At 70.3% G+C, this 25,812-nt stretch carries 26 protein-coding genes; 19 read left to right on the forward strand and 7 right to left on the reverse strand.

Annotated features, from left to right (window positions below):
• Positions 1 to 35: 35 nt before the first annotated feature.
• On the reverse strand, positions 36 to 1,577 hold the full coding sequence (locus tag HWX58_RS00075; RefSeq protein WP_175984927.1) for an amidohydrolase family protein: 1,542 nt from the start codon (positions 1,575 to 1,577) through the stop codon (positions 36 to 38).
• Positions 1,574 to 2,965, reverse strand: coding sequence for a cytosine permease (gene codB, locus HWX58_RS00080; RefSeq protein ID WP_175984928.1), 1,392 nt, complete (start codon positions 2,963 to 2,965; stop codon positions 1,574 to 1,576). Before codB ends, HWX58_RS00075 begins: the two co-directional genes overlap by 4 nt.
• A gap of 172 nt (positions 2,966 to 3,137) precedes the next feature.
• On the opposite strand from codB, the gene HWX58_RS00085 reads away from it, so the two are divergent.
• Positions 3,138 to 4,217 (forward strand): PucR family transcriptional regulator, encoded by a 1,080-nt coding sequence (locus HWX58_RS00085; RefSeq protein ID WP_175984929.1) that lies wholly within the window; start codon positions 3,138 to 3,140, stop codon positions 4,215 to 4,217.
• Positions 4,218 to 4,231: 14 nt separating this feature from the next.
• On the opposite strand, the gene HWX58_RS00090 is transcribed toward HWX58_RS00085, so the two are convergent.
• Entirely contained in the window at positions 4,232 to 4,711 is a 480-nt protein-coding gene (locus tag HWX58_RS00090) for a MarR family winged helix-turn-helix transcriptional regulator (protein WP_175984930.1), read from the reverse strand.
• Between the two features lie 104 nt (positions 4,712 to 4,815).
• Between HWX58_RS00090 and HWX58_RS00095 the strand changes: the two genes are divergently transcribed.
• Both HWX58_RS00095 and HWX58_RS00100 read left to right on the forward strand, forming a co-directional pair.
• The gene (locus HWX58_RS00095; RefSeq protein WP_175984931.1) at positions 4,816 to 5,439 is read left to right on the forward strand and encodes an NADPH-dependent F420 reductase; all 624 of its coding nucleotides are present in this window, start codon (positions 4,816 to 4,818) and stop codon (positions 5,437 to 5,439) included.
• 115 nt (positions 5,440 to 5,554) lie between these two features.
• The gene (locus tag HWX58_RS00100; protein ID WP_175984932.1) at positions 5,555 to 5,941 is read left to right on the forward strand and encodes a hypothetical protein; all 387 of its coding nucleotides are present in this window, start codon (positions 5,555 to 5,557) and stop codon (positions 5,939 to 5,941) included.
• Between the two features lie 18 nt (positions 5,942 to 5,959).
• On the opposite strand, the gene HWX58_RS00105 is transcribed toward HWX58_RS00100, so the two are convergent.
• Positions 5,960 to 7,402, reverse strand: coding sequence for an MFS transporter (locus HWX58_RS00105; protein WP_175984933.1), 1,443 nt, complete (start codon positions 7,400 to 7,402; stop codon positions 5,960 to 5,962).
• A gap of 56 nt (positions 7,403 to 7,458) precedes the next feature.
• On the opposite strand from HWX58_RS00105, the gene HWX58_RS00110 reads away from it, so the two are divergent.
• The 4 genes from HWX58_RS00110 to HWX58_RS00125 all read left to right on the forward strand — a co-directional run bounded on the left by HWX58_RS00110 (position 7,459) and on the right by HWX58_RS00125 (position 11,249).
• Complete coding sequence (locus tag HWX58_RS00110) at positions 7,459 to 8,148, forward strand: GNAT family N-acetyltransferase (protein WP_175984934.1); 690 nt, start codon at positions 7,459 to 7,461, stop codon at positions 8,146 to 8,148.
• 22 nt (positions 8,149 to 8,170) lie between these two features.
• The gene (locus tag HWX58_RS00115; RefSeq protein WP_175984935.1) at positions 8,171 to 8,791 is read left to right on the forward strand and encodes a hypothetical protein; all 621 of its coding nucleotides are present in this window, start codon (positions 8,171 to 8,173) and stop codon (positions 8,789 to 8,791) included.
• Between the two features lie 124 nt (positions 8,792 to 8,915).
• Positions 8,916 to 10,301: a glycine--tRNA ligase gene (locus HWX58_RS00120; RefSeq protein ID WP_175984936.1), complete on the forward strand. Its 1,386-nt coding sequence runs from the start codon at positions 8,916 to 8,918 to the stop codon at positions 10,299 to 10,301.
• 129 nt (positions 10,302 to 10,430) lie between these two features.
• Positions 10,431 to 11,249, forward strand: coding sequence for a serine hydrolase domain-containing protein (locus HWX58_RS00125; RefSeq protein ID WP_175984937.1), 819 nt, complete (start codon positions 10,431 to 10,433; stop codon positions 11,247 to 11,249).
• A gap of 292 nt (positions 11,250 to 11,541) precedes the next feature.
• Here the strand turns inward: HWX58_RS00125 and HWX58_RS00130 are convergent, their stop codons facing one another.
• Positions 11,542 to 11,736, reverse strand: a complete 195-nt coding sequence (locus HWX58_RS00130; protein WP_368356390.1) for a hypothetical protein — start codon at positions 11,734 to 11,736, stop codon at positions 11,542 to 11,544.
• A gap of 20 nt (positions 11,737 to 11,756) precedes the next feature.
• The gene (locus HWX58_RS00135; protein ID WP_175984938.1) at positions 11,757 to 12,344 is read right to left on the reverse strand and encodes an HhH-GPD-type base excision DNA repair protein; all 588 of its coding nucleotides are present in this window, start codon (positions 12,342 to 12,344) and stop codon (positions 11,757 to 11,759) included.
• Between the two features lie 69 nt (positions 12,345 to 12,413).
• Here HWX58_RS00135 and HWX58_RS00140 point away from each other — a divergent pair, with 69 nt between their 5' ends.
• Together HWX58_RS00140 and HWX58_RS00145 are read left to right on the forward strand one after the other, a co-directional pair.
• Entirely contained in the window at positions 12,414 to 13,061 is a 648-nt protein-coding gene (locus HWX58_RS00140) for a LuxR C-terminal-related transcriptional regulator (RefSeq protein WP_175984939.1), read from the forward strand.
• A gap of 32 nt (positions 13,062 to 13,093) precedes the next feature.
• On the forward strand, positions 13,094 to 15,241 hold the full coding sequence (locus HWX58_RS00145; RefSeq protein ID WP_175984940.1) for a sensor histidine kinase: 2,148 nt from the start codon (positions 13,094 to 13,096) through the stop codon (positions 15,239 to 15,241).
• Between the two features lie 274 nt (positions 15,242 to 15,515).
• Here HWX58_RS00145 and HWX58_RS00150 read toward each other — a convergent pair whose 3' ends face one another.
• Entirely contained in the window at positions 15,516 to 16,844 is a 1,329-nt protein-coding gene (locus HWX58_RS00150; protein WP_438268228.1) for a glutamyl-tRNA reductase, read from the reverse strand.
• A 52-nt stretch (positions 16,845 to 16,896) separates the two neighbouring features.
• Between HWX58_RS00150 and hemE the strand changes: the two genes are divergently transcribed.
• The 10 genes from hemE (at position 16,897) to HWX58_RS00200 (ending at position 25,718) form a co-directional block, all read left to right on the forward strand.
• Positions 16,897 to 17,943, forward strand: coding sequence for a uroporphyrinogen decarboxylase (gene hemE, locus HWX58_RS00155; RefSeq protein ID WP_438268229.1), 1,047 nt, complete (start codon positions 16,897 to 16,899; stop codon positions 17,941 to 17,943).
• On the forward strand, positions 17,940 to 19,472 hold the full coding sequence (locus HWX58_RS00160; protein ID WP_175984943.1) for a protoporphyrinogen/coproporphyrinogen oxidase: 1,533 nt from the start codon (positions 17,940 to 17,942) through the stop codon (positions 19,470 to 19,472). The genes hemE and HWX58_RS00160 overlap by 4 nt, the downstream gene beginning before the upstream one ends.
• 98 nt (positions 19,473 to 19,570) lie before the next feature.
• On the forward strand, positions 19,571 to 19,981 hold the full coding sequence (locus HWX58_RS00165) for a hypothetical protein (protein WP_175984944.1): 411 nt from the start codon (positions 19,571 to 19,573) through the stop codon (positions 19,979 to 19,981).
• Between the two features lies 1 nt (position 19,982).
• Complete coding sequence (locus tag HWX58_RS00170) at positions 19,983 to 20,390, forward strand: phage holin family protein (RefSeq protein ID WP_175984945.1); 408 nt, start codon at positions 19,983 to 19,985, stop codon at positions 20,388 to 20,390.
• Positions 20,377 to 20,649, forward strand: a complete 273-nt coding sequence (locus HWX58_RS00175; protein ID WP_175984946.1) for a hypothetical protein — start codon at positions 20,377 to 20,379, stop codon at positions 20,647 to 20,649. The genes HWX58_RS00170 and HWX58_RS00175 overlap by 14 nt, the downstream gene beginning before the upstream one ends.
• 112 nt (positions 20,650 to 20,761) lie before the next feature.
• Positions 20,762 to 21,439 (forward strand): hydrogen peroxide-dependent heme synthase, encoded by a 678-nt coding sequence (hemQ, locus tag HWX58_RS00180; protein ID WP_175984947.1) that lies wholly within the window; start codon positions 20,762 to 20,764, stop codon positions 21,437 to 21,439.
• Positions 21,440 to 21,442: 3 nt separating this feature from the next.
• The gene (gene hemC / locus HWX58_RS00185; protein ID WP_175984948.1) at positions 21,443 to 22,453 is read left to right on the forward strand and encodes a hydroxymethylbilane synthase; all 1,011 of its coding nucleotides are present in this window, start codon (positions 21,443 to 21,445) and stop codon (positions 22,451 to 22,453) included.
• Positions 22,450 to 23,247 (forward strand): uroporphyrinogen-III synthase, encoded by a 798-nt coding sequence (locus tag HWX58_RS00190; RefSeq protein ID WP_175984949.1) that lies wholly within the window; start codon positions 22,450 to 22,452, stop codon positions 23,245 to 23,247. Before hemC ends, HWX58_RS00190 begins: the two co-directional genes overlap by 4 nt.
• On the forward strand, positions 23,244 to 24,239 hold the full coding sequence (gene hemB, locus HWX58_RS00195; RefSeq protein WP_175984950.1) for a porphobilinogen synthase: 996 nt from the start codon (positions 23,244 to 23,246) through the stop codon (positions 24,237 to 24,239). Before HWX58_RS00190 ends, hemB begins: the two co-directional genes overlap by 4 nt.
• 150 nt (positions 24,240 to 24,389) lie before the next feature.
• Entirely contained in the window at positions 24,390 to 25,718 is a 1,329-nt protein-coding gene (locus HWX58_RS00200; RefSeq protein WP_175984951.1) for a glutamate-1-semialdehyde 2,1-aminomutase, read from the forward strand.
• Positions 25,719 to 25,812 lie beyond the last annotated feature (94 nt).

Below are 25,812 nucleotides of genomic sequence, written 5' to 3' on the forward strand. Positions count from 1 at the left end.
CCGCCCGTGATCGGACGGGGCTCCGGATCGAGCGATCAGGCGCGCGCGTGCGCGCCCACCCAGGTCCGCTCGTCGCCGGTCCAGCGGTTGACCGGCATCTGCCGCCGGGCCGACTCCATGTGCATCCGGGCGAAGGCCGGTGCGAAGACCTCGTTCACGGCATCCAGGCGATCCTGCTCCTCCCGGATCCGCGGCATGATCTCGCGGAATGCGGCGAGGACCGCGTCCTCGTCGACGAGAGTGAGCCGGCCGTGCTCGACCGTGACGACTCCGTCGACCATGACACGCACGATCGACGATCCGTTCTCGCTGTAGACGAGGTGGTTCTCGAGGCGGTTGGTGGGCAGGAACGCCAGGGTCGTCGTGTCGAACATGACGAGGTCGGCGCGCTTGCCGACTTCGATGGAGCCGATCGTCTGGTCCAGCACCCCGCTGCGGGCGCCGCCGATGGTCGCGGCGTCCAGCACCTCGGGCACGGTCGGCCAGCGCTCGAAGTCCGGTTCGGTGACCTTGTGCAGGAGAGCCGCGGTCTTCATGACCTCCATGAGGCGCGGTGTGTCGCTCGAGGAGCATCCGTCCGTGCCGAGGCCGAGATTCACGCCCGCGTCCTGGTAGTCGCGCCAGGGCAGGATGCCGGACCCGAGCTTGAGGTTCGAGATCGCATTGTGCGAGACGGAGACGCCCGACCGTGCGATCCGCTCGATGTCGTCGCCCGTGACCCAGATGCCGTGAGCGAACGTCGTACGCGGGTTCAGGGCGCCGATCTCATCGAGGTGCTGCACGAGGGTGCGTCCGCCGTAGAGCTCGTCACCGGTCACCGCCTGCGTCTTCGTCTCGAGCACGTGGATGTGCACCTCGGCGTCGAACTCCGCGGACAGGGATGCCGCCCCCACGAGCAGATCGTCGGTGCAGCGCTGCGGGCCGGACGGCGCCAGCATGTACCGGATGCGACCGCCCGCCGTGCCGTGATGCCTGCGGAAGGCATCACGGGAATAGTCGAGGTACTCCGCCGCGGTGAGCGTCGGTGCCTGCCGCACCTGGCGGACGACCTCCTCGGGCAGCCAATCGGCGACGAACGGCAGGGTGTCGACGAACGGCCGGTTGATGATGTGGCCAGAGACATTGGCCCGGATCCCGATGTCGCTGTACGCGCCGGCGACGGCCGCGAGCTGGTCGAGGTCCTGCCCTGGCGTCTCGAGCACATCGTCGATGAGCGTGGTCACGCCCGACTTCATCGACTCCATCGCGAACATGAGCGTGCGCAGCCGGATGAGATCCGGCGGGGTGGGGCTGCCGCCGAGGATGGGGTAGGAGTACGCCATCCACAGCTCCAGCGGCATGTTGTCGTAGCGGCCCTTGTAGAGGTACTCCCACGAGTGGGTGTGCGCGTTGACGAAACCCGGGGTGACGAGCATTCCCGTGCCGTCGATCACGGTCTCGCCCGGTCGCGCTTCGAGGTTCGTGCCGATCTCGGTGAAGCATCCGTCCGCGATGCGCAGGTCACGCCGCACCGGAGTCGCGTGCGTGTTCGCGTCCATGGTGATGATATCCGCGTTGCGGATCAGGGTTGCGGTCATTCGCCCGCTCCGTTCTGTGCGTTCGTGTGCTGTGCGTTCGCATGCTGTGCGGCGTCCGGCGCCGGTGTTGCGGGAGACGCCGCGACCGCGGCCGGGCGGGTGCTGCGGGCGACCCAGTGGCAGATCGGGGCGGCGATCACGGCGACGAGGACGCCCTGGATGGCCGGACTGCCGATGCCCGTGACGGAACCGAACGCGGCTGCTGCCGTGCCCAGCAGATAGGCGATGATGCCGGGCCAGATGAAGGCCGGGACGTTGTCGAGGTCTGTCCCCGGGTCGCGGCGCCGCCAGACGAACAGGAACGTTCCGATGATGACGCCGCCCAGTGGCGGGATCACCGTGCCGAGCGTGACGAGGAACATGGTCATCGAGTCGGCCAGGCCGCTGACGGCGAGGGCGATGCCGATGATGACTCCGCCGATGATGAAGGGGCGCTTGTCGGCCTTGCCGAACAGCTCGGACCCTGCGACGCCGAACGCGTAGGCCGCGTTGTCGTTGGTGGTCCAGAGGTTGAACGTGAGCATGAAGACGCCGAGGCCGGCGAGGCCCATCGTGAACAGCAACGTGGCGAAGTCGGCCTCGTCGAACGCGATCGCACCGATGCCGCCGAACACGAGCATCGCGGTCTCGACGACCAGGAGCGCACCCAGGCAGACCAGGAAAGCGGTGCGCGCGCTGCGGGCGAAGCGGGTCCAGTTGCCGATCTGCGTTCCGCCGGAGATGAAGGTTCCGATCATCATGGTGATCGCCATGCCGGGGGTGATCGAGCTGTCGCCGCTCGTCGCGAAGAGTCCGCCGATGCCGCCGGCCTCGTCGAGGGAGAGCGCGGTGATCCAGATGCACAGGGCGAACATGAGCGGCACTGACACCCACGAGAGCACTTCGATGCCCTTGAACCCCCAGTAGGCGGTGGTCGCCATGAGGAGGCCGCCGAAGATCGCGAGCGGCCACGACTCCGACCAGCCGAGGGCGGATGCGAGGAGGTTCGCGAAGATGCCGACCGTGATCCCGTACCAGCCGATCTGGGTGCCGCCGAGCACGATCGAGGCCCACTTGCCGCCGACCCGACCGAGGGTGAGGCGCGAGATGAGGACCGTGGACAGACCGGTGCGGGCGCTCGCCGCGCCGAGGGTGGAGATGTAGAGGCCGAGCACGGCGGTCGCGACAGCGCACAGGAGTAGGAACGTGCCGAAGCCGAACGCGCCGGCGACCTGTCCGCCGGTGACCATCGTCGGGGTGAAGAAGACGAACCCGCCGACGACGACGAGGACGCCGAACCAGCCCTGTCGAGAGTGTGCGGGGACGCGGGAGAGCGGATAGTCCTTGTCGACGCGCTCGGCCGCGGGCGGGGCTGCGGGTGTGGCGGGAGGTGCGGATGTGGTGGTCATGGCGCATTCCTTTCGGTCACCGCTCATTGGAGTCCTCGAATGTTTCGGCGCTGTTGCAGGAGGGGATTGTGTGGAGGAGATCACCCGTCCGCGCCTGCGGAGGTGGGGGAGAGCACACCTCCGGCAATCTCGGGGAAACGGTGGCGAAACACGACCGCCTTATCGTCGGGTCATGGTCGGGCGGAGAAGGGAAGACGCGGATGCGCTGGTCGGCGACGTCCGCGTCGCGGACCTGCTCGCGTGGGACGGGCCGCCGATGGCGCTCGCCGGACGGCCGGTCGGCCTCGATAGGGTGATCCGCTGGTCGCTGCCGTCGGATCTGCTCGACCCGAGCCCGTACCTGCGCGGCGGCGAGCTCGTGCTGACCTCGGGGATCTCGATGACCGAGGTCGAAGCGCAGCGCAAGTTCGTGGCGGCCGTCTGCGATGCCGGCGCGTCCGCGATCGGCTTCGCCCTCGGCGTCGTGACCGATGAGGTGCCGGCGCCGATCATCCGGACGGCGAACGCCCTGGGCGTCGCGGTGCTGCGGATCCCGGCCGATGTCGCGTTCGTCGAGATCACGCAGCGCCTGGCGGCCGAGCAGCATCGGCAGGAGCAGGAGGCGCGCGAGCGCGCCCGTGTCGGGGCGATCATCGACATGGTGCGCCGCGGGCAGGCCAGCGCCGTCGTCCTCGGAGCCGAACTCGACAACGCGGATGCTGTGCACATCGTCGTCGCGCCCAGCACGATCCGTCTGCCGCTCCCCGAGGGCTCTGTCGTCGGCACGGTCGGCGCGGACACGGTCGCGATCGTGCCGGGCACCATCGGCGGCTTGCTCTCCGCACCGCACGACATCGATGCTGTGTTCGGCTGGAGCGGTCCGATCGCGCAGGAACGCATCGCGATCGCGCTTCGGGAGGCGTTCGCCGCTGCCGCCATCGCGCCCCGGCTGCGGCGACCGGCAGGTCCCCGCGACCTCGCCACGTGGGAGGGGCTGGTGCACCGGCTCACGCCCGACCAGATCGCTCCGTTCACGGAGCACGTGATCACGCCGCTGCGCCGGTACGACGCGCGTCACCGCACGCAGCTGCTGCAGACGGCCGAGGCTCTCTGCCTGAAGGACGGCGGGGTGCAGGCGGCCTCAGCCGATCTGTTCATCCACGAGAACACCCTCCGCAAGCGCGCCGCGCGCATCGAGGAGATCACCGGGCTGAACCCGCTCAACGCCCTCGATCGCGCGGCGTTCCTTGTCGCCATCCTCGGTGGCATGTGAACAAGCCGCTCCGTTCAGCGCCCTGGCACCCCGAACCGCTGCTGGGGGTCCAGTGCCTCGAGCACGGGTTCGAGGGCATCGGCGAGGTGGTCGAGCTGCTCCGGGTTCAGCCGGTCGAGGACCAGTCGGTGCACGGTGGCGAAGTGGTCGGGCGTCGCGAGCACGAGCTGACGGCGCCCCTGCCGCGTGAGCTCGAGCAGGATGCTGCGCCGGTCGTGCTCGCTCTCCTCACGCTGCACGAGTCCGCGCTGCTGGAGTCTGCTGACGACTTTCGAGGCTCGGGGGAGCGTGGCGTTCGTCGCCGCGGCGAGGTCGCTCAGGCGCATCGCGCCGGTGCGCTGCAGGGCGCTCAGCAGCATGAACTCGTAGTGGGTCAGTGACGCGTCGCGTTGCAGCTGAGCATCCAGAGCCGCGGGGAGCAGTTCGGCGGTGCTGATGAGCGCGAGCCATGCTCGGGACTGCTGCGGGGTCATCCGGGGGAGCGATGCGGCCATGTTCTCCATTCTGTCGGGAATAGTTGCCGAGACAAGGGCGTTTCGATGCGTAGTTGCCGAAGCAAGCAAATGCGGCGGCGGAACAACAGACGAAAGGCATCACAATGACCGCGATCACCGTCATCGGAACCGGGAACATGGGCCAGGCAATCGCCGGCATCGCAGCCAAGGGCGGAGCGAGCGTGCAGATCCTCGCGCGCGACATCGAGAAGGCGGGAACCGCTGCAGCATCCATCGGCGCGACCGCCGGGGTCGTGGGCGACGCGATCACGGGTGAGATCGTCGTGCTCGCCGTGCCGTACCCGGCACTCGCCGAGATCGCCGCTGCGTACGGCGAGCAGCTCACCGGCAAGGTCGTCGTCGACATCACCAACCCGGTCGACTTCGCCACGTTCGACGGTCTCGTCGTGCCGGCCGACTCGTCGGCCGCGGCCGAGCTCGCAGCGCTCGTGCCCGGTGCGAAGGTGGTCAAGGCCTTCAACACGAACTTCGCCGCGACCCTCGCCGCGGGTGAGCTGGGCGGCGAGCCGACCGTCGTGCAGGTCGCGGGCGACGACGACGCCGCGAAGAAGCTCCTCGCCGACGTCGTCACTGCTGCGGGCCTGAAGGTCGCGGATGCCGGTGCTCTCAAGCGCGCACGCGAGCTCGAGGCCCTCGGCTTCCTGCAGATGGTGCTCGCCGTGCGCGAGCAGATCGGCTGGACCGGCGGCTTCGCCGTCCGCGCCTGATCCGATCCCCTGACACTTCGGGGGCTTTCTGTACGGATGTCGGACGGAACAGACGGTTCCGTCCGACATCCGTCGTTTCCGCCCCCGAACCGTCGCGGCCGCGTACCATCGTCGGATGGACGACTGGACCCCGCACCGCCGCGACGACGGCGAGCTGCTCGGCTGGATCCGCCCCTCGGGCGACGACTGGGTGGCCGTCGACGTACTCGGACGCACCGTCTCCGACCCGGTCGACTGGCTCGTGGCCGAGGAGGCGCTCGAGGCGCACGGCCTCGCCTGGCTCGCCGAGCCGTGGATGCTTGAGGACGACGGGCGCCCCACCCGCGTCCGCATCGTCGAGGTCACACCTGACCGCGACGGCATCGCCGGCCGCATCGTCGTGAAGGCCGAGGACTACGGCGACATCACGCGCCCGGCATCCGAGCCGATCGTGCTCGCCTGGCCGCTACCCGCCCGGCTGCGGCCGCCGCAGCCCGGTGATCCGGACGGCTTCACGCTGTAGAGCTGCAGGCCCGAGCCGTCAGCTCGGCAGCGAGGGGTGCTTCTCGAGCGGGCGGATCTTCGGGATGAACAGCGACAGCACGAGCGCCACCAGGCCGGCGACGATCGCGAGCCAGAAGCACACCTGGAACGCGTCGTGGGTGGGGACCGCGACGCCGTCGACGTCGATGGTCATGCTGGCGAGCACACCGCCCATGACGGCCGAGGCGCTCGAGGTGCCGACGGAGCGGAACAGGGCGTTGAGGCCGTTCGATGCCCCGGTCTCGTTCGAGGGCACCGAGCGCATGATGATCATGGGCATGGCGGCGAACGTGAAGCCGATGCCGACGCCGATGATGGCGTTCGCGATGAGGATGTGGATCCACTCGCTCGACCAGATGAGCACGTACACGTATGCGATGACGAGCGCGGCTGCACCGCCCGTGAACAGTGGGCGAGGGCCGATCGTGCGCTCCAGCCAGCCGGACAGCGGCGAGATCACCATCATCACGAGGCCCGCCGGCATGACGACGAACGCCGCCGAGATCATGTCGAGCCCGAAGCCGGATCCGGTCTCGACCGGCAGCTCGAGCATCTGCGGGAACGTGACGTTCGATCCGAACAGCGCGAAGCCCATGCCGATCGCCGCGATGTTCGTCAGCAGGACGGCGGGTCGTGCGGCGACGCGCAGGTCGAGCAGCGGGTCGGTGGTGCGCAGCTGATACCAGCCCCACAGCAGCAGGACGAGGATGCCGCCGATCACCAGGCTCAGGCCCAGCGGCGAGGTCCATCCCCACTGAGCGCCGCGCGAGACGTAGAGCAGCAGCCCGGTCAGGCCGATCGCGAGGCCGATGGCTCCGGGGACGTCGAGGCGTCCGGGGGAGAGCAGCACGTCCTCGGGGACGAAGAGGAGAACGAGCACGAGCCCGGCGACGCCGAGCCCGGCGGCGAGCCAGAACAGCGAGTGCCAGTCGGCGTTCAGGGCGAGGTACGCGGCCAGCGGCATCCCGAGCGCGCCGCCGACGCCCATCGTCGCGCTCATGAGCGCGACGGCCGTGCCGAGGTGCTTGGGCGGCAGGATGTCGCGCATGATCGCGATGCCGAGCGGGATGACGCCGGTCACACCGCCCTGCAGGGCGCGCCCGATGATGACACCGACGATCGATCCCGACATCGCTGCGATCACCGAGCCTGCGATGAGTGCGATCATGAGGGCGATCACCACGCGCCGCTTGCCGTACATGTCGCCGAGCCGGCCCGAGATCGGGGTCGCGATCGCGGCGACGAGGAGCGTGATCGTCACGACCCAGCTCGTGTCCTCGCGGGACGCGTTCAGCAGCGTCGGCAACTCCGCCTGCAGCGGAACGACCAGCGTGAACATGAACGAGGATGCGAGTCCGGCGAAGGCGAGGACCGCGACCGTCAGGGACTTGTTCGGGGTGCGCGAGAGGCGTTTCCTGGCTTTGTCGTCGCTGTCTCCCACCTGTCCAGGCTAGTGACGGATTCCGCAGACGGGCGCGAGAGGGGCAGACTGGGTTCGTGCGAACCATCCGTGACCTCGACACCGTTGAACTCATCATCGACGCGCAGGGCCTGCTGGACTCCATCCGCGGCCCCGAGCGCGTCATCGACGCGGGAACGCTGCGCGCCCTGCAGCAGTCCGGCAACTACGTCGTCGGCCTGTTCGACGACGAGGGAGGCCAGGAGCGGATGGTCGGAGCATCCATCGCCTTCTTCGGCGAGCCCGGAAAGCGCCGGATGCACTCGCACATCACCGCGCTCCTGCCCGACTACCGCGGCCGCGGCTGGGGCCGCGAGCTCAAGGAGCACCAGCGCCAGTGGGCGTTCTCGCGCGACGTCGGCCGCATCACCTGGACCTTCGACCCGCTCGTGGCGCGCAACGCGCACTTCTTCCTCACCGTGCTCGGCGCGCGCGTGACCGGCTACTCGGTCAACAACTACGGCATCTTCGGCGGCGGGGATGCCGGTGACGAGAGCGACCGACTCGACGTCGAGTGGGCCCTCGCCGACATCGCCAAGCCCCCGGCGGACGACGCGGTCGTCGCGACGCTCGAGATCCCGGAGGACGTCGAGGGGATGCGCGAGACGGATGCCGCGGCCGCCCACGAATGGCGCACGCGTCTGCGCGGCGAGATGGAGCAGCTGCTCGGTCGCGGGCTGCGCATCGCCGGATTCGACGTGAAGCGCGGGTACCTGTTCACCGAGTGAGCAGTTCTGCTTTCATGGGCGGATGACCTCCGAACCAGAATTCGAACAGCTCCCGGCCGAGTCGCCGTTCCACGCCCGCCTGCCCATCGGCGAGCGGCTGGATGCATCGGCCCTGACCGACGGCCTGCCGTGGGCATTCGAGGAGATCCGGATGCGGCCCCTCGAGCCGATGGTCGTGCCGGAGAAGCCGCGCGGCGGCGAGACGGACCCATCGGAGTGCCGCCCGTGCATGCCGTCCCCTGGAACGATATGGCAGGACGAACACTGGCAGGTCCGGGTGATGTCGGACCCGAGCGGGCTGCCGTTCATGGCGGCGATCTCGCCCCGCGAGCACTGGCTGCTCGAGGATGCCCCGATCGAGGTGCCCGCCGCGCTCGGTCCGCTGATGCAGCGGGTCTCGGAGGCCGTGAAATCGATCCCCGGTGTCGCCCGCTGTCACTTCGGCCGTTGGAACGACGGTTCCGCGCACCTGCACCTGTGGGCGCTCGCCCGACCAGCAGGGATGATGCAGGGGCGCGGCGCAGCACTCGCGTTCTGGGATGACGTTCTTCCGCCGATCCCGCGGGAGATGGTCGAGGACCATGTCCGCATCGTTGCGGAGTCGCTTGCCGCCGGAGGGGGCGTGACCTTCCCCCATCGTTGATCGTCGCGCGGATGCCTTCCTGACCTCCCTCACGTGGGGCTGATCGACAGCAGGGGCGCGGATAGGATTGGAACGCCCATGTTCCTGGGCGCATTCCCCGTCGCATCCGACCATTGGAGCCACCGTGGCCGAACAGTCCCGCCTCGACAAGGTCATCAGCCTCGCCCGCCACCGCGGGTTCGTCTTCCAAGCGGGTGAGATCTACGGCGGTTCGCGCTCCGCATGGGACTACGGACCCCTCGGCACCGAGCTCAAGGAGAACATCCGCCGGCAGTGGTGGCAGACCTTCGTCCGCGGGCGCGGTGACATGGTGGGCCTGGACTCCAGCATCATCCTCCCCAAGCGCGTGTGGGAGGCATCCGGTCACGTCGCGACCTTCACCGACCCGCTCGTCGAGTGCCTGAGCTGCCACAAGCGCTTCCGCGCCGACAACCTCATCGAGGACTTCGAGGCGCGCAAGGGCCGCAAGGCCGAGAACGGCCTTGCCGACGTGCCCTGCCCGAACTGCGGCAACAAGGGCCAGTACACCGAGCCCAAGTCGTTCTCGGGCCTGGTGAAGACCTACCTCGGCGTCGTCGACGACGAGTCGGGCCTGCACTTCCTGCGCCCCGAGACCGCGCAGGGCATCTTCGTGAACTTCTCGAACGTGCTCACCGCGAGCCGCAAGAAGCCGCCGTTCGGCATCGGTCAGGTCGGCAAGGCGTTCCGCAACGAGATCACGCCCGGCAACTTCATCTTCCGCACCCGCGAGTTCGAGCAGATGGAGATCGAGTACTTCGTGCCGCCCGCCGAGGCGACCGAGTGGTTCGAGCACTGGGTCGAGGCGTGCTGGGACTGGTTCATCGACCTGGGCGTCAACCCCGACAACATGCGCCGGTTCGACGTCCCCGAGGACGAGCGGGCGCACTACTCGGCCGGAACCATCGACTTCGAGTACCGCTTCGGATTCCCCGGCAAGGAGTGGGGCGAGCTCATGGGCGTCGCCAACCGCACCGACTACGACCTGTCGAGCCACACCGAGGCATCCGGCCAGAGCCTGACCTACTTCGACCAGGCATCCGGCGAGCGCTACACGCCGTACGTGATCGAGCCGTCCTTCGGCCTCACCCGCTCGATGATGGCGTTCCTCGTCGACTCGTACGTCGAGGAGGAGGTGCCCAATGCCAAGGGCGGCACCGACACCCGCACCGTGCTCAAGCTCGACCCGCGCCTGGCCCCCGTCAAGGTGGCCGTGCTGCCGCTGTCACGCAACGAGCGCCTCTCGCCGCTGGCCCGTGAGGTCGCCGACTCGCTGCGCGGTCGCTGGACGATCGACTTCGACGACGCCGGTGCCATCGGCCGCAGATACCGTCGCCAGGACGAGATCGGCACGCCGTTCTGCGTCACGGTCGACTTCGACTCGCTTGACGACAACGCCGTGACCGTCCGCGACCGCGACACCATGGCGCAGGAGCGCATCGCGATCGACAAGCTGAACGAGTACCTCGCGGAGCGTCTGAAGGGCGCCTGAGGCTCTTTCCCTTCGCCGGGCCCCCGCTGGTCGCAGACGCCCCTCCGGGCTGACGCGAATCAGCGGGGGCCTCGTCGTGCAGGAGGGACCTCGGCGACGGGGGCGCGCGGGGCGTGCGACGATGGCTGGGTGGAGACGACGACCTTCGACGCGACAGACGGATTCCCGCATACCGCCCTGGTAGGCGTGACGGATGCCGAGCGCACCCTCGCCGTGCAGGGCGACCCGCGCGCGGCGCTGCCGCTCGCGTCCGTGTCGAAGCCGATCACCGCGTGGGGCGTGCTGATCGCGGTCGAACGCGAACTCGTCGACCTCGATGAGCCGGCCGGCCCGGACGGGTCGACGCTGCTCAACCTCCTCGATCACACCAGCGGCCTGCCGTTCGAGGGAGAGCAGACCCAGGCGGCCCCGGGCACCCGCCGCATCTACTCGAACGCCGGCTTCGACGCACTCGGCGCGCGCGTCGCGGAAGCCGCAGGGATGCCGTTCGCCCAGTGGCTCGCCGCCGAGGTGACCGGGCCGCTCGGGATGCAGGATGCCGTCGTCACCGGTCGTCCCTCGGCCGGGTACCGTGCCTCGATCGAGGACCTGCTGATCTTCGGCCGCGAGGTGCTGCGCCCGACCTTGATCCCGGTGGAGCTGCGCGATCTCGCCCTCATGGTGTCGCAGCCGGGGCTCAAGGGCGTCGTGCCCGGCTACGGGTCGTTCGACGACAACCAGTGGGGGCTGGGCTTCGAGCTCAAGGGCGTGAAGAGTCCGCACTGGCTCGCCGATTCGTTCGCACCCGAGACCGCCGGGCACTTCGGCGGGCAGGGCAGCTTCTTCTTCGTGGATCGCTCGCGCGATCTGGCGGCGGCATTCCTGTCGGGCGTGCCGTTCGGCGACGAGCACAAGCGCATCTGGCCGCCGCTCACCGAGGAGATCGTCACCCGGTACGGCGGCCGCTGACGCGCGCCCGCGATCGCGCGTCCGCGGCCGTGACCGCTCGTCCGCGATCGCGGGATTGCGTCCGTCCCCGGGCCGCGTGATTCCCCGCCCGATTCACAGACCCCGTCTGAACGACGAGACCTCCTCGTAGCAACGTCGGTACGAGGAGGTCTCGTAGGCATGACGGGGTCTGTCAGCGCTGGGATGCGGGATGCGGGATGCGGGAGGCGGGATGCGGGATGCCGGGATGCGGGGAGTGGGTGGATGCGGGTGCGGGATGCCGGGAGCGGGCCGGCTCAGTCCTGCACGGTGATCAATTCAGCACGGTGATCTGGGCGTACTCGTCCCCGCCGGACTCTGTCCAGGACACGACGTCCTGGAGGATCGGGCGCAGCGCATCCAGGTCGACCTTCTCGAGGTCCTTGATGTACAGGCATCCGACGCCCGTGGTGTGGGGTCCGAGCGCGGCCAGGGCAGCGGCGTGTTTCGACTCGCTTCGCTCGCTCAACCTTGTTGCCCCGTGACGCATCAATGCTCCTTCGTCGCATTGCTCCGCGCCGCCGTAACCTTCATCGCTTTCTTGTGCTCGCGGACCTTGGTGAGCGACTCGGGCGAGACGATGTCGGCGACGCTGCGGAACGAGCCCTCCGTGCCGTAGTCGCCCGCCGCCTCGCGCCACCCCGCACCGGTGAATCCGTACTGCTTCCCGAGCAGCGCCAGGAAAATCTTCGCCTTCTGCTCGCCGAAGCCGGGCAGCTTCTTCAGGCGCCGCAGCACCTCCGGCCCGTCCGGGTCGCCCTGGGTCCACAGCGCCGCGGCATCCCCACCCCAGTCGTCGACGAGGGTCTGGCAGAGCGTCTGCACCCTGGTCGCCATGGACCCGGGGAAGCGGTGCACCGCCGGGGTCTGCTTGAACGCCTGGAGGAACTCCTCGGGGTCCATGCCCGCGATCGCGGCCGCATCGGTCGCGCCGGTGCGCTGCTCGATCTTCAGCGGCCCGGCGAACGCCGTCTCCATCGGCACCTGCTGGTCGAGGAGCATCCCGACCAGGAGCGCGAGCGGGTTGTCCGTGAGCAGTTCGTCGGCTGCCGTGTCGCCGGTGATGTGCAGAGCCATGCCCCCAGTCTGGCACCGTGTGGCAACCCCCCGGAGCGCGGGTCCGTCCCCTGTCCTAAGGTAAGGAGCATGGGGGGTAGGTTCAGCGTCGCCATCGTCGACGACCACGCGCTCATCGGGCTGGCGATCGGCCCGCTCATCGAGCACTCGGACGATCTGGTGTTCCTGGGCGCCGTGCGGTCGGTCACCGCCCTCCGACAGGGCGAACTGCATCCCGACCTCGTGGTGCTCGACCTCATGCTCCGCGACGGGACCACACCGGCCGACAACGTGCAGGTGCTGCGCGACCGCGGCGCGCAGGTGCTCGTCCTGACGTCGGGGGAGGACTGCTATCTCGTCCGAGAGGCGCTGCGCACAGATGCCCTCGGCGTGGTGCGCAAGTCCGCCCCGCCGGCCGCGATCCTCGCGGCGATCCAGCGCGCCGCTCGAGGCGAGCTCGTCGTCGACGCGGAATGGGCCGTGACCGTGGATGCCGACCCCGACCTGGAGAGCGCACCCCTCACGGATCGCGAGCGAGACGTGCTCGCGCTGTACGCCTCGGGCATCGGCGCCAAGCAGGTTGCCACGCAGCTGGGCATCAGTGAGAACACGGTCAACGACCACCTCAAGCGCATCAAGCTCGCGTACCAGCGTCTCGGGCGCCCCGCTCCGACCAAGGTCGAGCTGTATCGCCGTGGCGTGGAAGACGGCTTCCTGCCCGTGCCAGGACGGCGATGAATGGCCGGGCCGAGGCCGGTCGGCGACGCCCTGTGCGCGAGCGTTCGGCCCACCGACATGAACTGCTGACCTCGCGGTTGCTCACCGCCGGCAACGGCGCCGTCTCTGCGGTCGCGGCCCTCGGGTTCGCGACCGTCGTCGTGCAGCCGGACGCGCTCGCCCTGCCTCTCCCGTTCCAGGGGGCGATCCTCAGTCTCTACGGCGCGGCCATCGTCGTGGCGCTCGTTGCCCTGGCGTGCTCGCGGCGCGCCATCCGCATGCTCAACGGCGCCGTGGCCATCGGCTACCTGCTGCTGGTCGCGTCGACGTGGCCCGTCGTCGCGCTCACCCGATCGGAGTCCAGCGGTCAGCTCTCCTGGGTGCTCACCGTCAACGCGATCGCCGTGCTCGCGGCCGTCATCGCCTGGGGGCAGGTGGCGGGCTGGATCGTGCTCGGCGTGCTCGCCGTCTTCGTCCCCCTGCTGAGGTTCGCCCTGGCGGATACGACGGCGAACGCGATCACGAACGATCTGCAGGCGCTGGGGGCGGCAATGCTGCTGTGCGCGCTGGCCGGGGCGGCGCTCGGCCGAGCCCGGCGGGCGGATGCCGCGGCAGCGGCCGTCCGCGAGGCCGACGTGCGCGACGCCGAGAGCTCGGCGCGTCGAGACGTCGAAGCCCGCGCCCAGGCGCTGGTGCACGACGAGGTGCTCGCCACGCTGGCTTTCGCGGCGCGGGCCAGTACCGAGATGCTGCCGGTGCTGGCCGCTCAGGCGCACCGCGCCCGTGCGGCGCTCGCCGCGCTCGCGACTCCGCAGACCGGGACGGTCGCGGTCTCGGCGTTCCGGTCCGAGCTGCAGGATCTCGCGCGCGCGCACGGGGCGGAGTTCGTCGAGGAGGGCGCCGAGGAGCAGTCCGTGGAGGTTCCCGCCGACGTGGCGGCCGCCATGACGGGGGCGGCAGAGCAGGCGCTCATCAACGCTCGGGTGCACGCTCCCGACAGCGAGAGCAGTCTGACGCTGAGACACGACGGCCACGGCCTCCGCGTCGCCGTGAGCGACGACGGGCCCGGGTTCGACAAGCGCGGCGTCACCCCTGGGCGGCTCGGGATCGCCGTCAGCATCCTCGCTCGCCTCCGATCGGTCGGCGGCCTGGCTGAGGTGCACACCGAGCCCGGCCGTGGCGTCGTCGTCGACACCTCCTGGCAGCCGGGAGTGCCAGCCGCTGCCATCCAGCCGCCGCCGGTCGGGCTGCTCCCGGATCGCGACATGCGCCTCGCCGGTGGTCTGTTCGCGGCCGGCCACCTTCTCCTTGCGGCGTGCTCGTTCGTATGGCTGCGCAATCCACTGCCCGGGCTTCTCGCCGGCCTCGCCCTCGCCGCGGCCTTCGTGGTCGTCTCCTGGCGCGCCGATCGCGCCCGCGCCGGCGTCGTCGTCTGCGCCGCAGCGCTCGCGGTCGCCGCCGTGTGCACGATGTTCGCCGGTGTGGCCGTTCCCGACACGGCCGGCATGCCGACCTTCGCCGGAATGTGGCCGCTGGTGGGCGCATCCTTCGTTCTCGGGATGCTGTGCCTGCGCAGTCGTCCACGCACAGCGCTCGTCCTTCTCGTGACAGTCGTCGCCCTGGCCGTGATGGCCGTCGTCCCCGGACCGTACACCGAGATGCGCGCCGCCGTCATGCGCGCGGTGGTCGTGGTCGTCGCGACGACCGCGCTCGCCGTCTCGATCCGCACCCTGGACCGGCACGTTGAACGGGACAGGGCCCTCACGCGGGCGGCGAGCACGGAACGCGCGTGGCTCGCCGAGGGCACGGCCCTCGCCAGGGAGAAGACCGCGAGCTGGGATGCGACGATCGGCCCGCTCCTGGACCGCATCGGCGAGGGGACCGCACTCACCGACGCTGAGGTCGCCCAGTGCCTCGTCCACGAGGGCGCGCTGCGCGACGGATACCGCGCCGGTCGCCTCGACGTCCCCGTCGTCGCGGCCGCCGCCGCGCGGGCGCGGTCGCGCGGCGTCGACGTCGTCCTCATCGATGATGTCGCCGACCGCGACATCGACGATGACGTGCTCGAGCGGCTGCGCGCCTGGCTGGTCGGAGAACTCGACCGGGCGGACGGCAGTTTCATCGCACGCATCCTTCCGGACGGGCGGTCCGCCCTCGCGACGGCATCGTCCGACACCGCATCCACCCGTTTTGGTGGCTGAAAGACCTAGTGCCGCCTGGTCAAAGGTCTATATCGTCGAAGTATCGATGACGGGCCGCGTTGATCTCCTGGTGAGATACCCGCGACGAGGGCCGGCATCGGAATGCTGGGGACGAGGCAGAGCCGGTGACCGAGCAGCAGAGGGAACCGGATCAGCCGTCAACGACCGAAACGAAGCTGCGGTCGATGGGGGTGGCGCTCTGGCATGGCGTGAGTGCGGGCATCTTGGGAATGCTCGTGCTCACCGCCGTGCTGGCGCCGGGCATCGGCGCTGATCAGGCCGTCGCGGCGTGTACGTCGTTCGCGTCGTCGGCGGCAGGAGTGATCCCGTAGATCGTCTCGAGCGCTGCGACGAACTCCGCCCCTCGGCCTTCCGCTGCGAGCTCGTGCGCCCGCGTCGTCGGCGTGTGGGTGAGGACACCTGCGAGATGACGCATCGCCTGCTCGACCCGGCCGTCCTCGTCGCCGCGGGCACGGGCGCGCTCGATCTCGGCCTCCATGAGGGCGAAGATGTGCGAGCGGAAGGCGACGACGGCCGGCGTGACACTCTGACGGTCGCCGAGAACGTTGAAGGTGTCCGCCGCGTCGCGCACGATCGTGCGAGCGGCATCCGTCGCCTGGAGCTCCTCGAGCGGCGCGTGCAGGCGGATCGTCTCGAGATCGAGCAGCGCGACGCCCTCGAGCTGCGCGACGGCGGGGTCGACGTTGCGCGGCATCCCCAGGTCGATGACCAGCTGCGAGCGGGCGTGCGTGCTCGGGGCGTGCACAGGGCATCCGATGGCGACCGGAGCGGACGGCGCCTGCAGGTGCTCCGGACCGAGGACGGGTTCCTCGGCCGCGTTCGTGCAGGTGATCAGCAGGGTCGAGCGCGACGCCACGCGGGCGTAGTCGGCGTCTGCGACAGCCGTGATCCCGTGCTTGTCCGCGAACAGCTCCGCGCGGCCCGAGGGCGAATGCACCGAGATGTCGACGGCCCCGCGCTCGCGGAGCGTGGCGAGGGTGACGGCGGCATACGCGCCGGTGCCGACCAGCAGCACGCGCTCCGCCGACCAATCGGCGATGCGGCTGTCGGCCAGCTCGAGCGACAGACGCACGAGCGAGCGGCCGGCACGGCCGAGCGCCGTGACGTTCTTGACCTTGCGCTGCGCCTGGCTCGCCCGCTGGAACAGCCTCTCGAGTTCGGGAGAGGTCGTGCCGTCCTCGCGCGCGGCCGTGAGAGCGCGGCGCACCTGACCGGCGATCTCGCCCTCGCCGGGGACGACGGACTCGAGGCCGGATGCCACCGCGAACAGGTGCTCGGCGACACGTCGCCCCGAGTGCACCTCGTAGGCGCCGTCGAGCTCTGCGGTGGGGATGCCGGTGGACTGCTCGATCGCCTCGAGCACGGCCTCGACGCCCACGGCGCCGGCGGCTGTGACGGGTTCGTCGACCTCGACGTACGCCTCGAAGCGGTTGCATGTGGAGAGCACGACGGCCCCCTGCACGCACGATGTCAGGCGCAGAAGATTCGGCGCGACGTCGTCAGGGGTGCGGCTCAATCGTTCGAGCATGTCGAAGGAGGCGGTCTTGTGACTCGCCGTCAGACACAGCAGCACGAAATCCATTCTAAGCCCGCTCCGCTGGACGCCCGCCCGCGCCGCCGCTGACAGGCGGTTCATGTGCGCCGGATGGGAGGATGGACCCATGCCTTCCCCTCACGCCCCGTTGCTGCGCGCGCTCGCCGGAGACCGACCCGAGCAGACCCCCGTCTGGTTCATGCGTCAAGCCGGACGCTCGCTCCCGGAGTACCGAGAACTCCGCGTCGGAACCCGGATGCTCGACGCCTGCCTCACCCCGGATCTCGCGGCCGAGATCACGCTGCAGCCGGTGCGCCGGCACAAGGTGGATGCCGCGGTGTTCTTCAGCGACATCGTCATCCCGCTGCGGCTGGCGGGCGTCGACGTCGTGATCGAGCCAGGCCGAGGCCCCGTGTTCGCCGAGCCGGTCCGCACTGCCGCCGACGTCGACCGCATCACGGCGATCGATCCGAACGATCTGGACACCACGGCGATCACCGATGCCGTGCGGATCGTCACCGCAGAACTGGGCGACACCCCGCTCATCGGCTTCGCCGGTGCGCCGTTCACGCTCGCCGCCTACCTCGTCGAGGGCGGGCCGTCGAAGGAGCATCTTCGTGCTCGCGCCATGATGCACACCGATCCGGATGCCTGGGACCGGCTCGCCGGCTGGCTCTCCCGCGTCTCCCGCCGATTCCTCGAGGCGCAGCGCGACGCCGGGGCCGCGACCGTGCAGCTGTTCGACTCCTGGGCCGGGTCCCTGAGCCCCGCGGACTACCGCGCCCATGTCGCCCCGCACTCGAAGGCCGCGGTCGAGGGCCTCGGACTCCCTGTGATCCACTTCGGCGTCGGCACCGGACCGTTCCTCCGCGACATGCGCCTGGACGGAGCGGCATCCGCCGTCGGCGTCGACTGGCGGCAGCCGCTCGACGAGGCCGCCGGCATCCTCGGCCAGGGCGTCACCGTCCAGGGCAACATCGACCCCGCGATGCTGCAGGCCCCGTGGCCGATCCTGGAGGCGCACGTGCGCGACGTCCTCGAACGCGGACGCGCTGCCCGCGCCCACATCCTCAATCTCGGTCACGGCGTGCCGCCGGAGACCGACCCCGATCAGCTCACGCGCATCGTCGAGCTCGCGCACTCATGACCGCCGACACCACGGCTGACCTCGCCGCGCGCGCCGCGCACCGTCACGTCGTCGTCATCGGGGGCGGTATCGGTGGACTCGTCGCTGCGCGCGAATGCGCCAAGGTCGGCATGCGGGTCACCCTGCTCGAGGCAGACGATGAGCTCGGCGGCGCGATCCGCCGGGCGGACCTCGACGGCGTGGCCGTGGATGCCGGCGCCGAGTCATACGCGACCAGGGGAGGTCATGTCAGGACGATGCTCGCCGAGCTCGGCCTCGACGACCGGATCGTCACACCGAACCCGGAGGGCGCCTGGCTCGTCGGAGCGCCCGGCGTCGACGCGGCGCCGCTTCCGAAGGGCGGCATCCTCGGCATCCCGGCGAACCCGTTCGCGGAGGACGTGCGACGCATCATCGGCTGGGGCGGCGCGTGGCGCGCGTACGTCGACCGCCTGCGTCCGCCGCTCACCATCGGCCAGGAGCACAGCCTCGGTGCCCTCGTCGCGAAGCGCATGGGAAGCAAGGTCCGCGACCTGCTCGTCGCGCCCGTCACCGCCGGCATCTACTCGGCGGACCCCGACGACGTCGACACCGAGGTCGCGGCCCCGGGGTTGAACGAGGCCCTCACGAGGGCCGGATCGCTGTCCGGCGGCGTCGCGCAGCTGCTCACCGACCGCGCCGACCGTGCCAGAAAGGCTCCGGGTTCTGCGGTCGAGGGGATCGCCGGCGGCATGAGTCTTCTCATCGATGCGCTCGCCGCCGATCTCGGTGGGCTGGGCGCCGTCATCCGGACGAACGCTGCCGTGGAGACGATCGAACGCACCGATGCCGGGTGGGCGGTCGGTCTCGCGCTCGCCACCCCGCAGGACGATCTCTCAGCGGACGCCGGGCTGCTCGCAGCGGATGCGGATGAGCAGGGCGAGACGATCGCGGCCGACGGCGTCATCGTCGCCACAGAGGAGCCCACGGCACGCGCGCTGCTCACCGCGCACGTCGCCGGCCTGGGAGCGGCCGGTCAGGCGCCGCAGATCGAGATCGTGAGCCTGCTGCTCGAAGCGTCCGCACTCGATGCCTCGCCTCGTGGAACAGGCGTGCTCACCGTGCCGGGCAGCCATGTCGCCAAGGCGCTGACGCACGCGAGCGCGAAGTGGGACTGGCTGCGCGAGTCGGCGGGCAGTCGCCACGTGGTGCGCGTCTCATTCGGCGCCCAGGGCGAACCGGCCGCCACCGGCGCGCTCGACGACGACGCTGCGGCGCGGCTGGCGTTGAGCGAAGCATCCGCCCTGCTCGGGGTCGCCCTGCCGGAGTCCGCGCTCGTCGCCGCGCACCGTGCTCGCTTCACGCAGTCGCAGCCGGCGTCGCTCATCGGGGCGTCGAATCGCCGCCGTGAGATCCGCGCCGCAGTGGCGAAGTCCGCGGGTCTCGGCGCGGTCGGTGCCTGGCTCTCCGGCACGGGCCTGGCGCAGGTCGTTCCCGACGCGACCGCCGAGGCCGACCGTGTTCGCCGCGCGCTTCTCTGGGGTTCAGATGGCCGGCTGTCAACCCCCTGAAGGGTAGATGCCGTTTTCGGCATATGGGGCTACGCTAGAACCCTGGCCTACGGCATCCAGCCGGAGGCTCGACCGGAACCAACGTGAGGGAGCCCCGCATGAAGGGAAAGATCGGAATCGTCGTCGGACTCGGCGTCGGATACGTTCTCGGCACGCGCGCCGGACGCGAGCGGTACGAGCAGATCAAGAAGCAGTGGCTGAAGGTCTGGAACCAGGAGCCCGTGCAGCGACAGGTCGACAAGGCGAAGGCATTCGTCGGGGCGAAGGCCTCGGCCGTTCCCGGAGCGATCTGGAACGGTGTGGTGAAGGTCGCGAAGTCCGTCGGCGACGGCGACACCCCCGGTGAGAAGCTCGACTCGGCGATCGCCACGGGAAAGAAGGCGGCAGAAAACATCGAGGACGCCCTCGAAGACGCCGTCGACGCCGCGAAGAAGACTGCGTCATCGGTGAAGAAGACGACGAACACGCGCTCCACGGGTGCGAAGAAGACCACGACGAACGGGAACTGATATGGTCCGCGGATATCGTGACCGCGCCGACGACAGCCTCCTGACGCTGCTGGGCGATCTGCCCGAGCTCGTCACGAAGCTCGTCAAGGCCGAGATCGACGCCGCGAAGGCGTGGGTGTCGCGCACGGCGAAGGATGCCGGGATCGGCAGCGTCTGGTTCGTCATCGCGCTGTTCTTCCTGTTCTGGCTCGGGCCGCTGATCCCCGTGTTCGCGGTCGCCGGGCTCTCGTCCTGGTGGCCGGTGTGGCTGTCTGCGCTGGCCGTACTCGCCCTGCTGCTCGTGTGCGTGCTGTTGTGCGTCGTGTTCGGGCTGCTGAAGTTCCGCAAGGTTCTGCGCCGTGAGAACCCCGGCCAGGCCATCGCGACCGATATTCGAATCGTTAAGGATGCCGGTGATGACAAGCTCTGACTCCCTGCCCCGCACCGTGGTCCCGGCGGGGATCACCGACCCTGTCGAGTCGGCGCGAGCCGAGCTGAAGGCGGCGCTCGCCGCCATCGAGATCAAGGGCAACGTGCCCCGCCGTCTCGAGAAGGCGTCCCAGCGCGGCATCGCCAGGGCGCGCACGTTCGCGGACCGCAATCCGGCCGGAGCCGTGGCCGCCGTGGTCGGCGTCGCCGCCGTCACCGGCGGCCTCGTCTGGGCGATCGCACGGGCCATCGCCCGCTGAGCCCCGCACGTACCCCACGCCCCACTCCAGCCGGCGCTGCGCGCTGACCGGAGCCTCGGGGCGGGTGGGCCCTGCATTCGCTCCCCGCTCCAGAAAGGGGCAGACTGGGGGCATGTCCGAAGCGAGTGAACAGAACCCGTCCGGTTTCACCCTCTGGGCCGTCTGGCGACGCAACCCCGATGCGCCCGTCGTCGAGACGGACGCCACCGAGCTCGAGACGATCGTCGGTCACATCGAAGACTCCGGTGTCACCGTCCGCGGCTTCTACGACGTCTCGGGGCTGAAGGCCGACGCCGACCTCATGGTCTGGCTGCACGGCGAGACCGCCGAGGACCTGCAGAAGGCTCTGCGGCGAATGCGGCGCACCGAGCTGCTGCGCACCCTGCTTCCCGTGTGGAACGTCATGGGCGTGCACCGCGATGCCGAGTTCAACCGTGCGCATGTGCCGGGGTTCCTCCGTGGTGTCGAGGCCAAGGGCTGGCTGTGCCTGTACCCGTTCGTCCGCACGCCCGAGTGGTACCTGATCGATGAGGCCGAGCGTCGCCAGATGCTTGCCGACCACGGCCGCAAGGGCGCCGCGTTCACCGGCGTCATCGCCAACACCGTCGCGGCCTTCGCGCTCGGTGACTACGAGTGGTTGCTTCCGCTCGAGGCGGACGACCCGACCGAACTCGTCGATCTCATGCGCGATCTCCGCTATACCGATGCCCGTCGCTTTGTGAAGGAGGAGGTGCCGTTCTACACCGGGCGGCGCCTGCGCTTCGACGAGATCGCGGACGTGCTGCAGTAAGCCATGTCGACCTCAACCCGACAGCGTCCGATCCGCTTGGGCACCCGGCGCAGTGCGCTCGCCCAGGCCCAGTCCGGGCACGTCGCCGCAGCCCTCGAGAAGATCTCCGGCCGCCCCGTCGAGCTCGTCCCCATCGTCTCCGAGGGCGATACGAACCGCGCCTCCCTGTCCGAGATCGGCGGGCTCGGCATCTTCGCGACGCGTCTTCGTGAGGCTCTGCTCGCCGGCCAGTGCGACATCCTCGTCCACTCGCTCAAGGACCTGCCCACCGCGATCCCCGACGGCCTCGTCATCGCAGCGACGCCCGTGCGCGAGGACGCCCGCGATGTCGTGATCACGCGCGACGGGACACCGCTGCACCGGCTGCCGGCCGGCGCGAAGATCGGCACCGGCTCGCCGCGACGGATCGCACAGGTGCGCATCCGCGCCCGGCGCGCTGAGGTCGTCGACATCCGCGGCAACGTCGACTCGCGCCTCGCGCGCGTCGAGGCCGGCGAACTGGATGCGGTCATCCTCGCCGCCGCCGGCCTGTCCCGGCTCGGATCCGAGACGGCGCTCCAGCGCGAAGAGCTGGGGCTCGCCGAATGGCCGACGGCTCCGGGGCAGGGATCGCTCGCGGTCGAGACCACGGCGGATGCGGCATCCGATCTGCGCGCAGCGCTCGCCGAACTCGACGACGAGAACACCCGTCTGGCGATCACAGTGGAGCGCGCCGTGCTGGAGGGACTGGATGCCGGATGCCAGGCGCCGATGGCTGCGCACGCGGTCGTCACGGGTGACGCCGTGCGCGTCCGGAGTGTCGTCTACGACCCAGCCGGAGAGCGGCGGATCGGACTCGACGTCACGGAATCCCTGAACCGGGGGTATATTCGGAGTCACGGCAGTGGCAACGAAGCGGATGCTGCCGATGGCGCAACCCTGACTCTCGCCGCACGCGAGCTCGGGATCTCTGTCGCCCGTCGGCTGCTCGAACAAGGGGCGGCCGACCTCGTACCCCGAGAGCAACCGTTATGACCACACCCGAAACCAAGCACGACAAGCCACTGTCCGGCTGGCGCGTCCTCGTTCCGCGAGGAGGCCCGTGGGGCGACGGCGTCGCCGCTTCCCTGCGCTCCCAGGGCGCCACGCCCGTCGTGGCGCCGCTCATCAACTTCGGCCCCACCACAGACCAGGCCGCGCTGGACGACGCGCTCGAGAAGCTCGCCGCCGGCGAGTACGACTGGCTGACGGTCACGAGCGCCACGACCGTCGACGTCCTCTTCGCGCACCGCGCCGTCGTGCCGAAGTCCACGAAGATAGCCGCCGTCGGCGAGACGACCGCAGCGGCGCTCCACGCCGTCGGCTACGAGGTCGCGCTCGTGCCCGACGCCGACAACTCCGCAGCGGGCATGGCCCAGCAGCTCATCGCGCTCGAGCCGGAACCGCGCCGCATCCTGACCCTCCGCAGCGAGATCGCCAAGCCCGTGCTGACCCGCTCGCTCATCGCCGCGGGCCACGACGTGTCGAGCATCGTCGCCTACCGCACCGTCGGCGTGCCGGTCACCGAGCGCATCCGCCGCGACGTCGAGAGCGGCCGCATCAACGCGATCCTCATCACGAGCGGCTCGGTCGCCGAGCAGGTGCGCGAGCAGTTCCCCGACATCCCAGATGAGACCCTGCTTGCCGCGATCGGGCCGCGCACCGCGAACGACGCGCGTCGGGCCGGGCTCCCGATCGCGGTGGTCGCCGACAGGCAGACCGTCGACGCCCTGATCGACGCCGTCGCGCACTTCACGCTTCCGCACGCGGCCGACGAGTTCGCGCCGTGAGTTACGCATCCGCCGGCTTCCCCGAGATCCGACCGCGGCGGCTGCGGCAGTCGCCGGGTGTCCGCGCTCTCGTGCGCGAGACGACGGTCGAGCCGCAGCAGCTGGTTCTGCCGATGTTCGTGCGCGAGGGGCTGAGCGAGGCCGTGCCGATCTCGTCGATGCCCGGCGTCGTCCAGCACTCGCTGGACTCCCTGCGCCGCGCAGCCGTCGAGGCTGCGGAGGCCGGAGTCGGCGGCGTCATGCTGTTCGGCGTCCCTCAGGTGCGGGATGCCACCGGCTCCGGCGCGGACGATCCGGACGGCATCCTCAACGTGGCCACGCGCGCGCTGGCCTCGGAGGTGGGCGATCGTCTCGTCGTGCAGACCGATCTCTGCCTCGATGAGTTCACCGACCACGGGCACTGCGGAGTGCTGGCGGACGACGGCTCCGTCGACAACGACGCGACTCTGGACCGGTACGTGGCGATGGCGATCGCGCAGGCGCGCGCTGGATCGCACCTGCTGGGGCTGTCGGGAATGATGGACGGTCAGGTCACGGCGATCCGTCGCGGACTGGATGCCGAGGGCTTCACCGACACGCTCCTGCTCGGGTACGCGGCCAAGTACGCCAGCGCCTTCTACGGTCCGTTCCGCGAGGCGGTCGATTCGCAGCTGCAGGGCGACCGGCGCACGTACCAGCTCGATCCGGGCAACCGCCGCGAGGGCGTCCGCGAGGCGCTGATCGACGAGGCCGAGGGTGCGGACATCGTGATGGTCAAGCCGGCGATGAGCTTCCTCGACGTGCTGCGCGAAGTGCGCGACGCGGTGCGCGTGCCGGTGTGGGCCTACCAGATCTCGGGCGAGTACGCGATGATCGAGGCGGCCGCCGCGAACGGCTGGATAGACCGCCGTGCGGCCGTGCTCGAGTCGTTGCTGTCGATCCGTCGCGCCGGCGCCGACGCCGTCCTCACGTACTGGGCGACCGAAGCCGCCGGCTGGCTCCGCGAACGCTGAGCCGCCCGGGCGCCCGGGTGGCCTCTCGGGCGGGCCTCGAGAGCCTGACTTTCGCGGGTCGCCCCGCGAAGGCGCGAAGCGCCGAAGACGAAACGGGCTGAGCGACCGAAAGCGAGCCGACGCCGAACCGAAGCACGAACAGGAGCCACCATGACCGACCGCAACGACGAGCTCTTCTCCGCCGCGCGCACGGTGACCCCCGGAGGCGTGAACTCGCCCGTCCGCGCGTACGGTTCCGTCGGCGGGACGCCGCGGTTCCTGGCATCCGCCCACGGCGCGTACGTGACCGATGCCGCGGGCGACGAATACGTCGACCTCGTGGCATCGTGGGGGCCGGCGCTGCTCGGGCACGCGCACCCTCAGGTCGTCGCCGCCGTGCAGGATGCCGCCGCCCGCGGCCTGTCGTTCGGCGCTCCCACCGAGGGCGAGGTCGCACTCGCGCGCAAGATCACCGAGCGCGTCCGCCTCGGCGACCTCGCACCGATCGAGCGCGTGCGCCTGGTCTCCACCGGCACCGAGGCGACCATGACTGCGATCCGCCTCGCCCGCGGCGCCACCGGCCGCGACCTCCTCGTGAAGTTCGCCGGGCACTACCACGGCCACTCGGACGGACTGCTCGCGGAGGCCGGTTCCGGCGTCGCGACCCTCGCCCTGCCCGGTTCGGCCGGAGTCCCGGCCCCGATCGCCGCGCAGACCCTTGTGATCGGATACAACGACCGCGACGCGCTCGAGGCCGTGTTCGCCGAGCACGGCGACCGGATCGCCGCCGTCATCGTCGAGGCCGCCGCCGCCAACATGGGCGTCGTCGCTCCCGAGCCCGGCTTCAACCGGTTCATCGCCGACACCGCGCACGCGCACGGCGCGCTCATGATCCTCGACGAGGTGCTCACCGGATTCCGCGTCCACCACGCCGGGTTCTGGGCGCTGCAGGCGGCGACGGGCGAGGAGTACCTGCCCGACATCATCACGTTCGGAAAGGTCGTCGGCGGGGGGATGCCGCTGGCCGCCCTCGGCGGACGCGCCGACGTCATGGATCTGCTCGCGCCGACCGGCCCGGTCTACCAGGCGGGAACCCTGTCGGGGAACCCACTGTCCGTCGCCGCGGGCCTCGAGACCCTCCGCTTGGCCACGCCCGCGGTCTACGCGAAGGTGGATGCCGCGGCATCCCGCATCGCCGACGCCCTGGACGCCGCGCTCACGGAGGCCGGCGTCGTGCACGCCATCCCCCGGGCGGGCAACCTGTTCGGCGTGGCCTTCGCCGAGACCGCGCCGCGCACCTACGCCGAAGCCCAGGCGCAGGAGTCCTTCCGCTACGCGCCCTTCTTCCACGCCATGCGCGAGCAGCGCGTCGCGCTGCCGCCGAGCGTGTTCGAGGCGTGGTTCCTCACCGCGGCCCACGACGACGAGGCGCTGAGCCGCATCGAGGCTGCGCTGCCGGCGGCTGCGCGGGCCGCGGCATCCGCCTCCCGTCCGGCATAGCTCCGGAGTTTCTTCCGATTTCCGCTGTCTTCGTCGCGCCGCACAGCGACGGAGCGCACTTTCTCCGGAGTTGTGCTCGGCGCGACTGAGGAAC

This window comes from Microbacterium tenebrionis (assembly GCF_903645325.1).
In the GTDB taxonomy this organism is placed as follows: domain Bacteria; phylum Actinomycetota; class Actinomycetes; order Actinomycetales; family Microbacteriaceae; genus Microbacterium; species Microbacterium tenebrionis.

What these genes read in the sequence shown, in the direction of transcription:
- HWX58_RS00075 (WP_175984927.1), bottom strand. Translation starts at nt 1,577, where the DNA reads ATGACCGCAACCCTGATCCGCAACGCGGATATCATCACCATGGACGCG.
- codB (WP_175984928.1), bottom strand. Translation starts at nt 2,965, where the DNA reads ATGACCACCACATCCGCACCTCCCGCCACACCCGCAGCCCCGCCCGCG.
- HWX58_RS00085 (WP_175984929.1), top strand. Translation starts at nt 3,138, where the DNA reads ATGGTCGGGCGGAGAAGGGAAGACGCGGATGCGCTGGTCGGCGACGTC.
- HWX58_RS00090 (WP_175984930.1), bottom strand. Translation starts at nt 4,711, where the DNA reads ATGGCCGCATCGCTCCCCCGGATGACCCCGCAGCAGTCCCGAGCATGG.
- HWX58_RS00095 (WP_175984931.1), top strand. Translation starts at nt 4,816, where the DNA reads ATGACCGCGATCACCGTCATCGGAACCGGGAACATGGGCCAGGCAATC.
- HWX58_RS00100 (WP_175984932.1), top strand. Translation starts at nt 5,555, where the DNA reads ATGGACGACTGGACCCCGCACCGCCGCGACGACGGCGAGCTGCTCGGC.
- HWX58_RS00115 (WP_175984935.1), top strand. Translation starts at nt 8,171, where the DNA reads ATGACCTCCGAACCAGAATTCGAACAGCTCCCGGCCGAGTCGCCGTTC.
- HWX58_RS00135 (WP_175984938.1), bottom strand. Translation starts at nt 12,344, where the DNA reads ATGGCTCTGCACATCACCGGCGACACGGCAGCCGACGAACTGCTCACG.
- HWX58_RS00140 (WP_175984939.1), top strand. Translation starts at nt 12,414, where the DNA reads ATGGGGGGTAGGTTCAGCGTCGCCATCGTCGACGACCACGCGCTCATC.
- HWX58_RS00150 (WP_438268228.1), bottom strand. Translation starts at nt 16,844, where the DNA reads ATGGATTTCGTGCTGCTGTGTCTGACGGCGAGTCACAAGACCGCCTCC.
- hemE (WP_438268229.1), top strand. Translation starts at nt 16,897, where the DNA reads ATGTGCGCCGGATGGGAGGATGGACCCATGCCTTCCCCTCACGCCCCG.
- HWX58_RS00160 (WP_175984943.1), top strand. Translation starts at nt 17,940, where the DNA reads ATGACCGCCGACACCACGGCTGACCTCGCCGCGCGCGCCGCGCACCGT.
- HWX58_RS00165 (WP_175984944.1), top strand. Translation starts at nt 19,571, where the DNA reads ATGAAGGGAAAGATCGGAATCGTCGTCGGACTCGGCGTCGGATACGTT.
- HWX58_RS00170 (WP_175984945.1), top strand. Translation starts at nt 19,983, where the DNA reads ATGGTCCGCGGATATCGTGACCGCGCCGACGACAGCCTCCTGACGCTG.
- HWX58_RS00175 (WP_175984946.1), top strand. Translation starts at nt 20,377, where the DNA reads ATGACAAGCTCTGACTCCCTGCCCCGCACCGTGGTCCCGGCGGGGATC.
- hemQ (WP_175984947.1), top strand. Translation starts at nt 20,762, where the DNA reads ATGTCCGAAGCGAGTGAACAGAACCCGTCCGGTTTCACCCTCTGGGCC.
- hemC (WP_175984948.1), top strand. Translation starts at nt 21,443, where the DNA reads ATGTCGACCTCAACCCGACAGCGTCCGATCCGCTTGGGCACCCGGCGC.
- HWX58_RS00190 (WP_175984949.1), top strand. Translation starts at nt 22,450, where the DNA reads ATGACCACACCCGAAACCAAGCACGACAAGCCACTGTCCGGCTGGCGC.
- HWX58_RS00200 (WP_175984951.1), top strand. Translation starts at nt 24,390, where the DNA reads ATGACCGACCGCAACGACGAGCTCTTCTCCGCCGCGCGCACGGTGACC.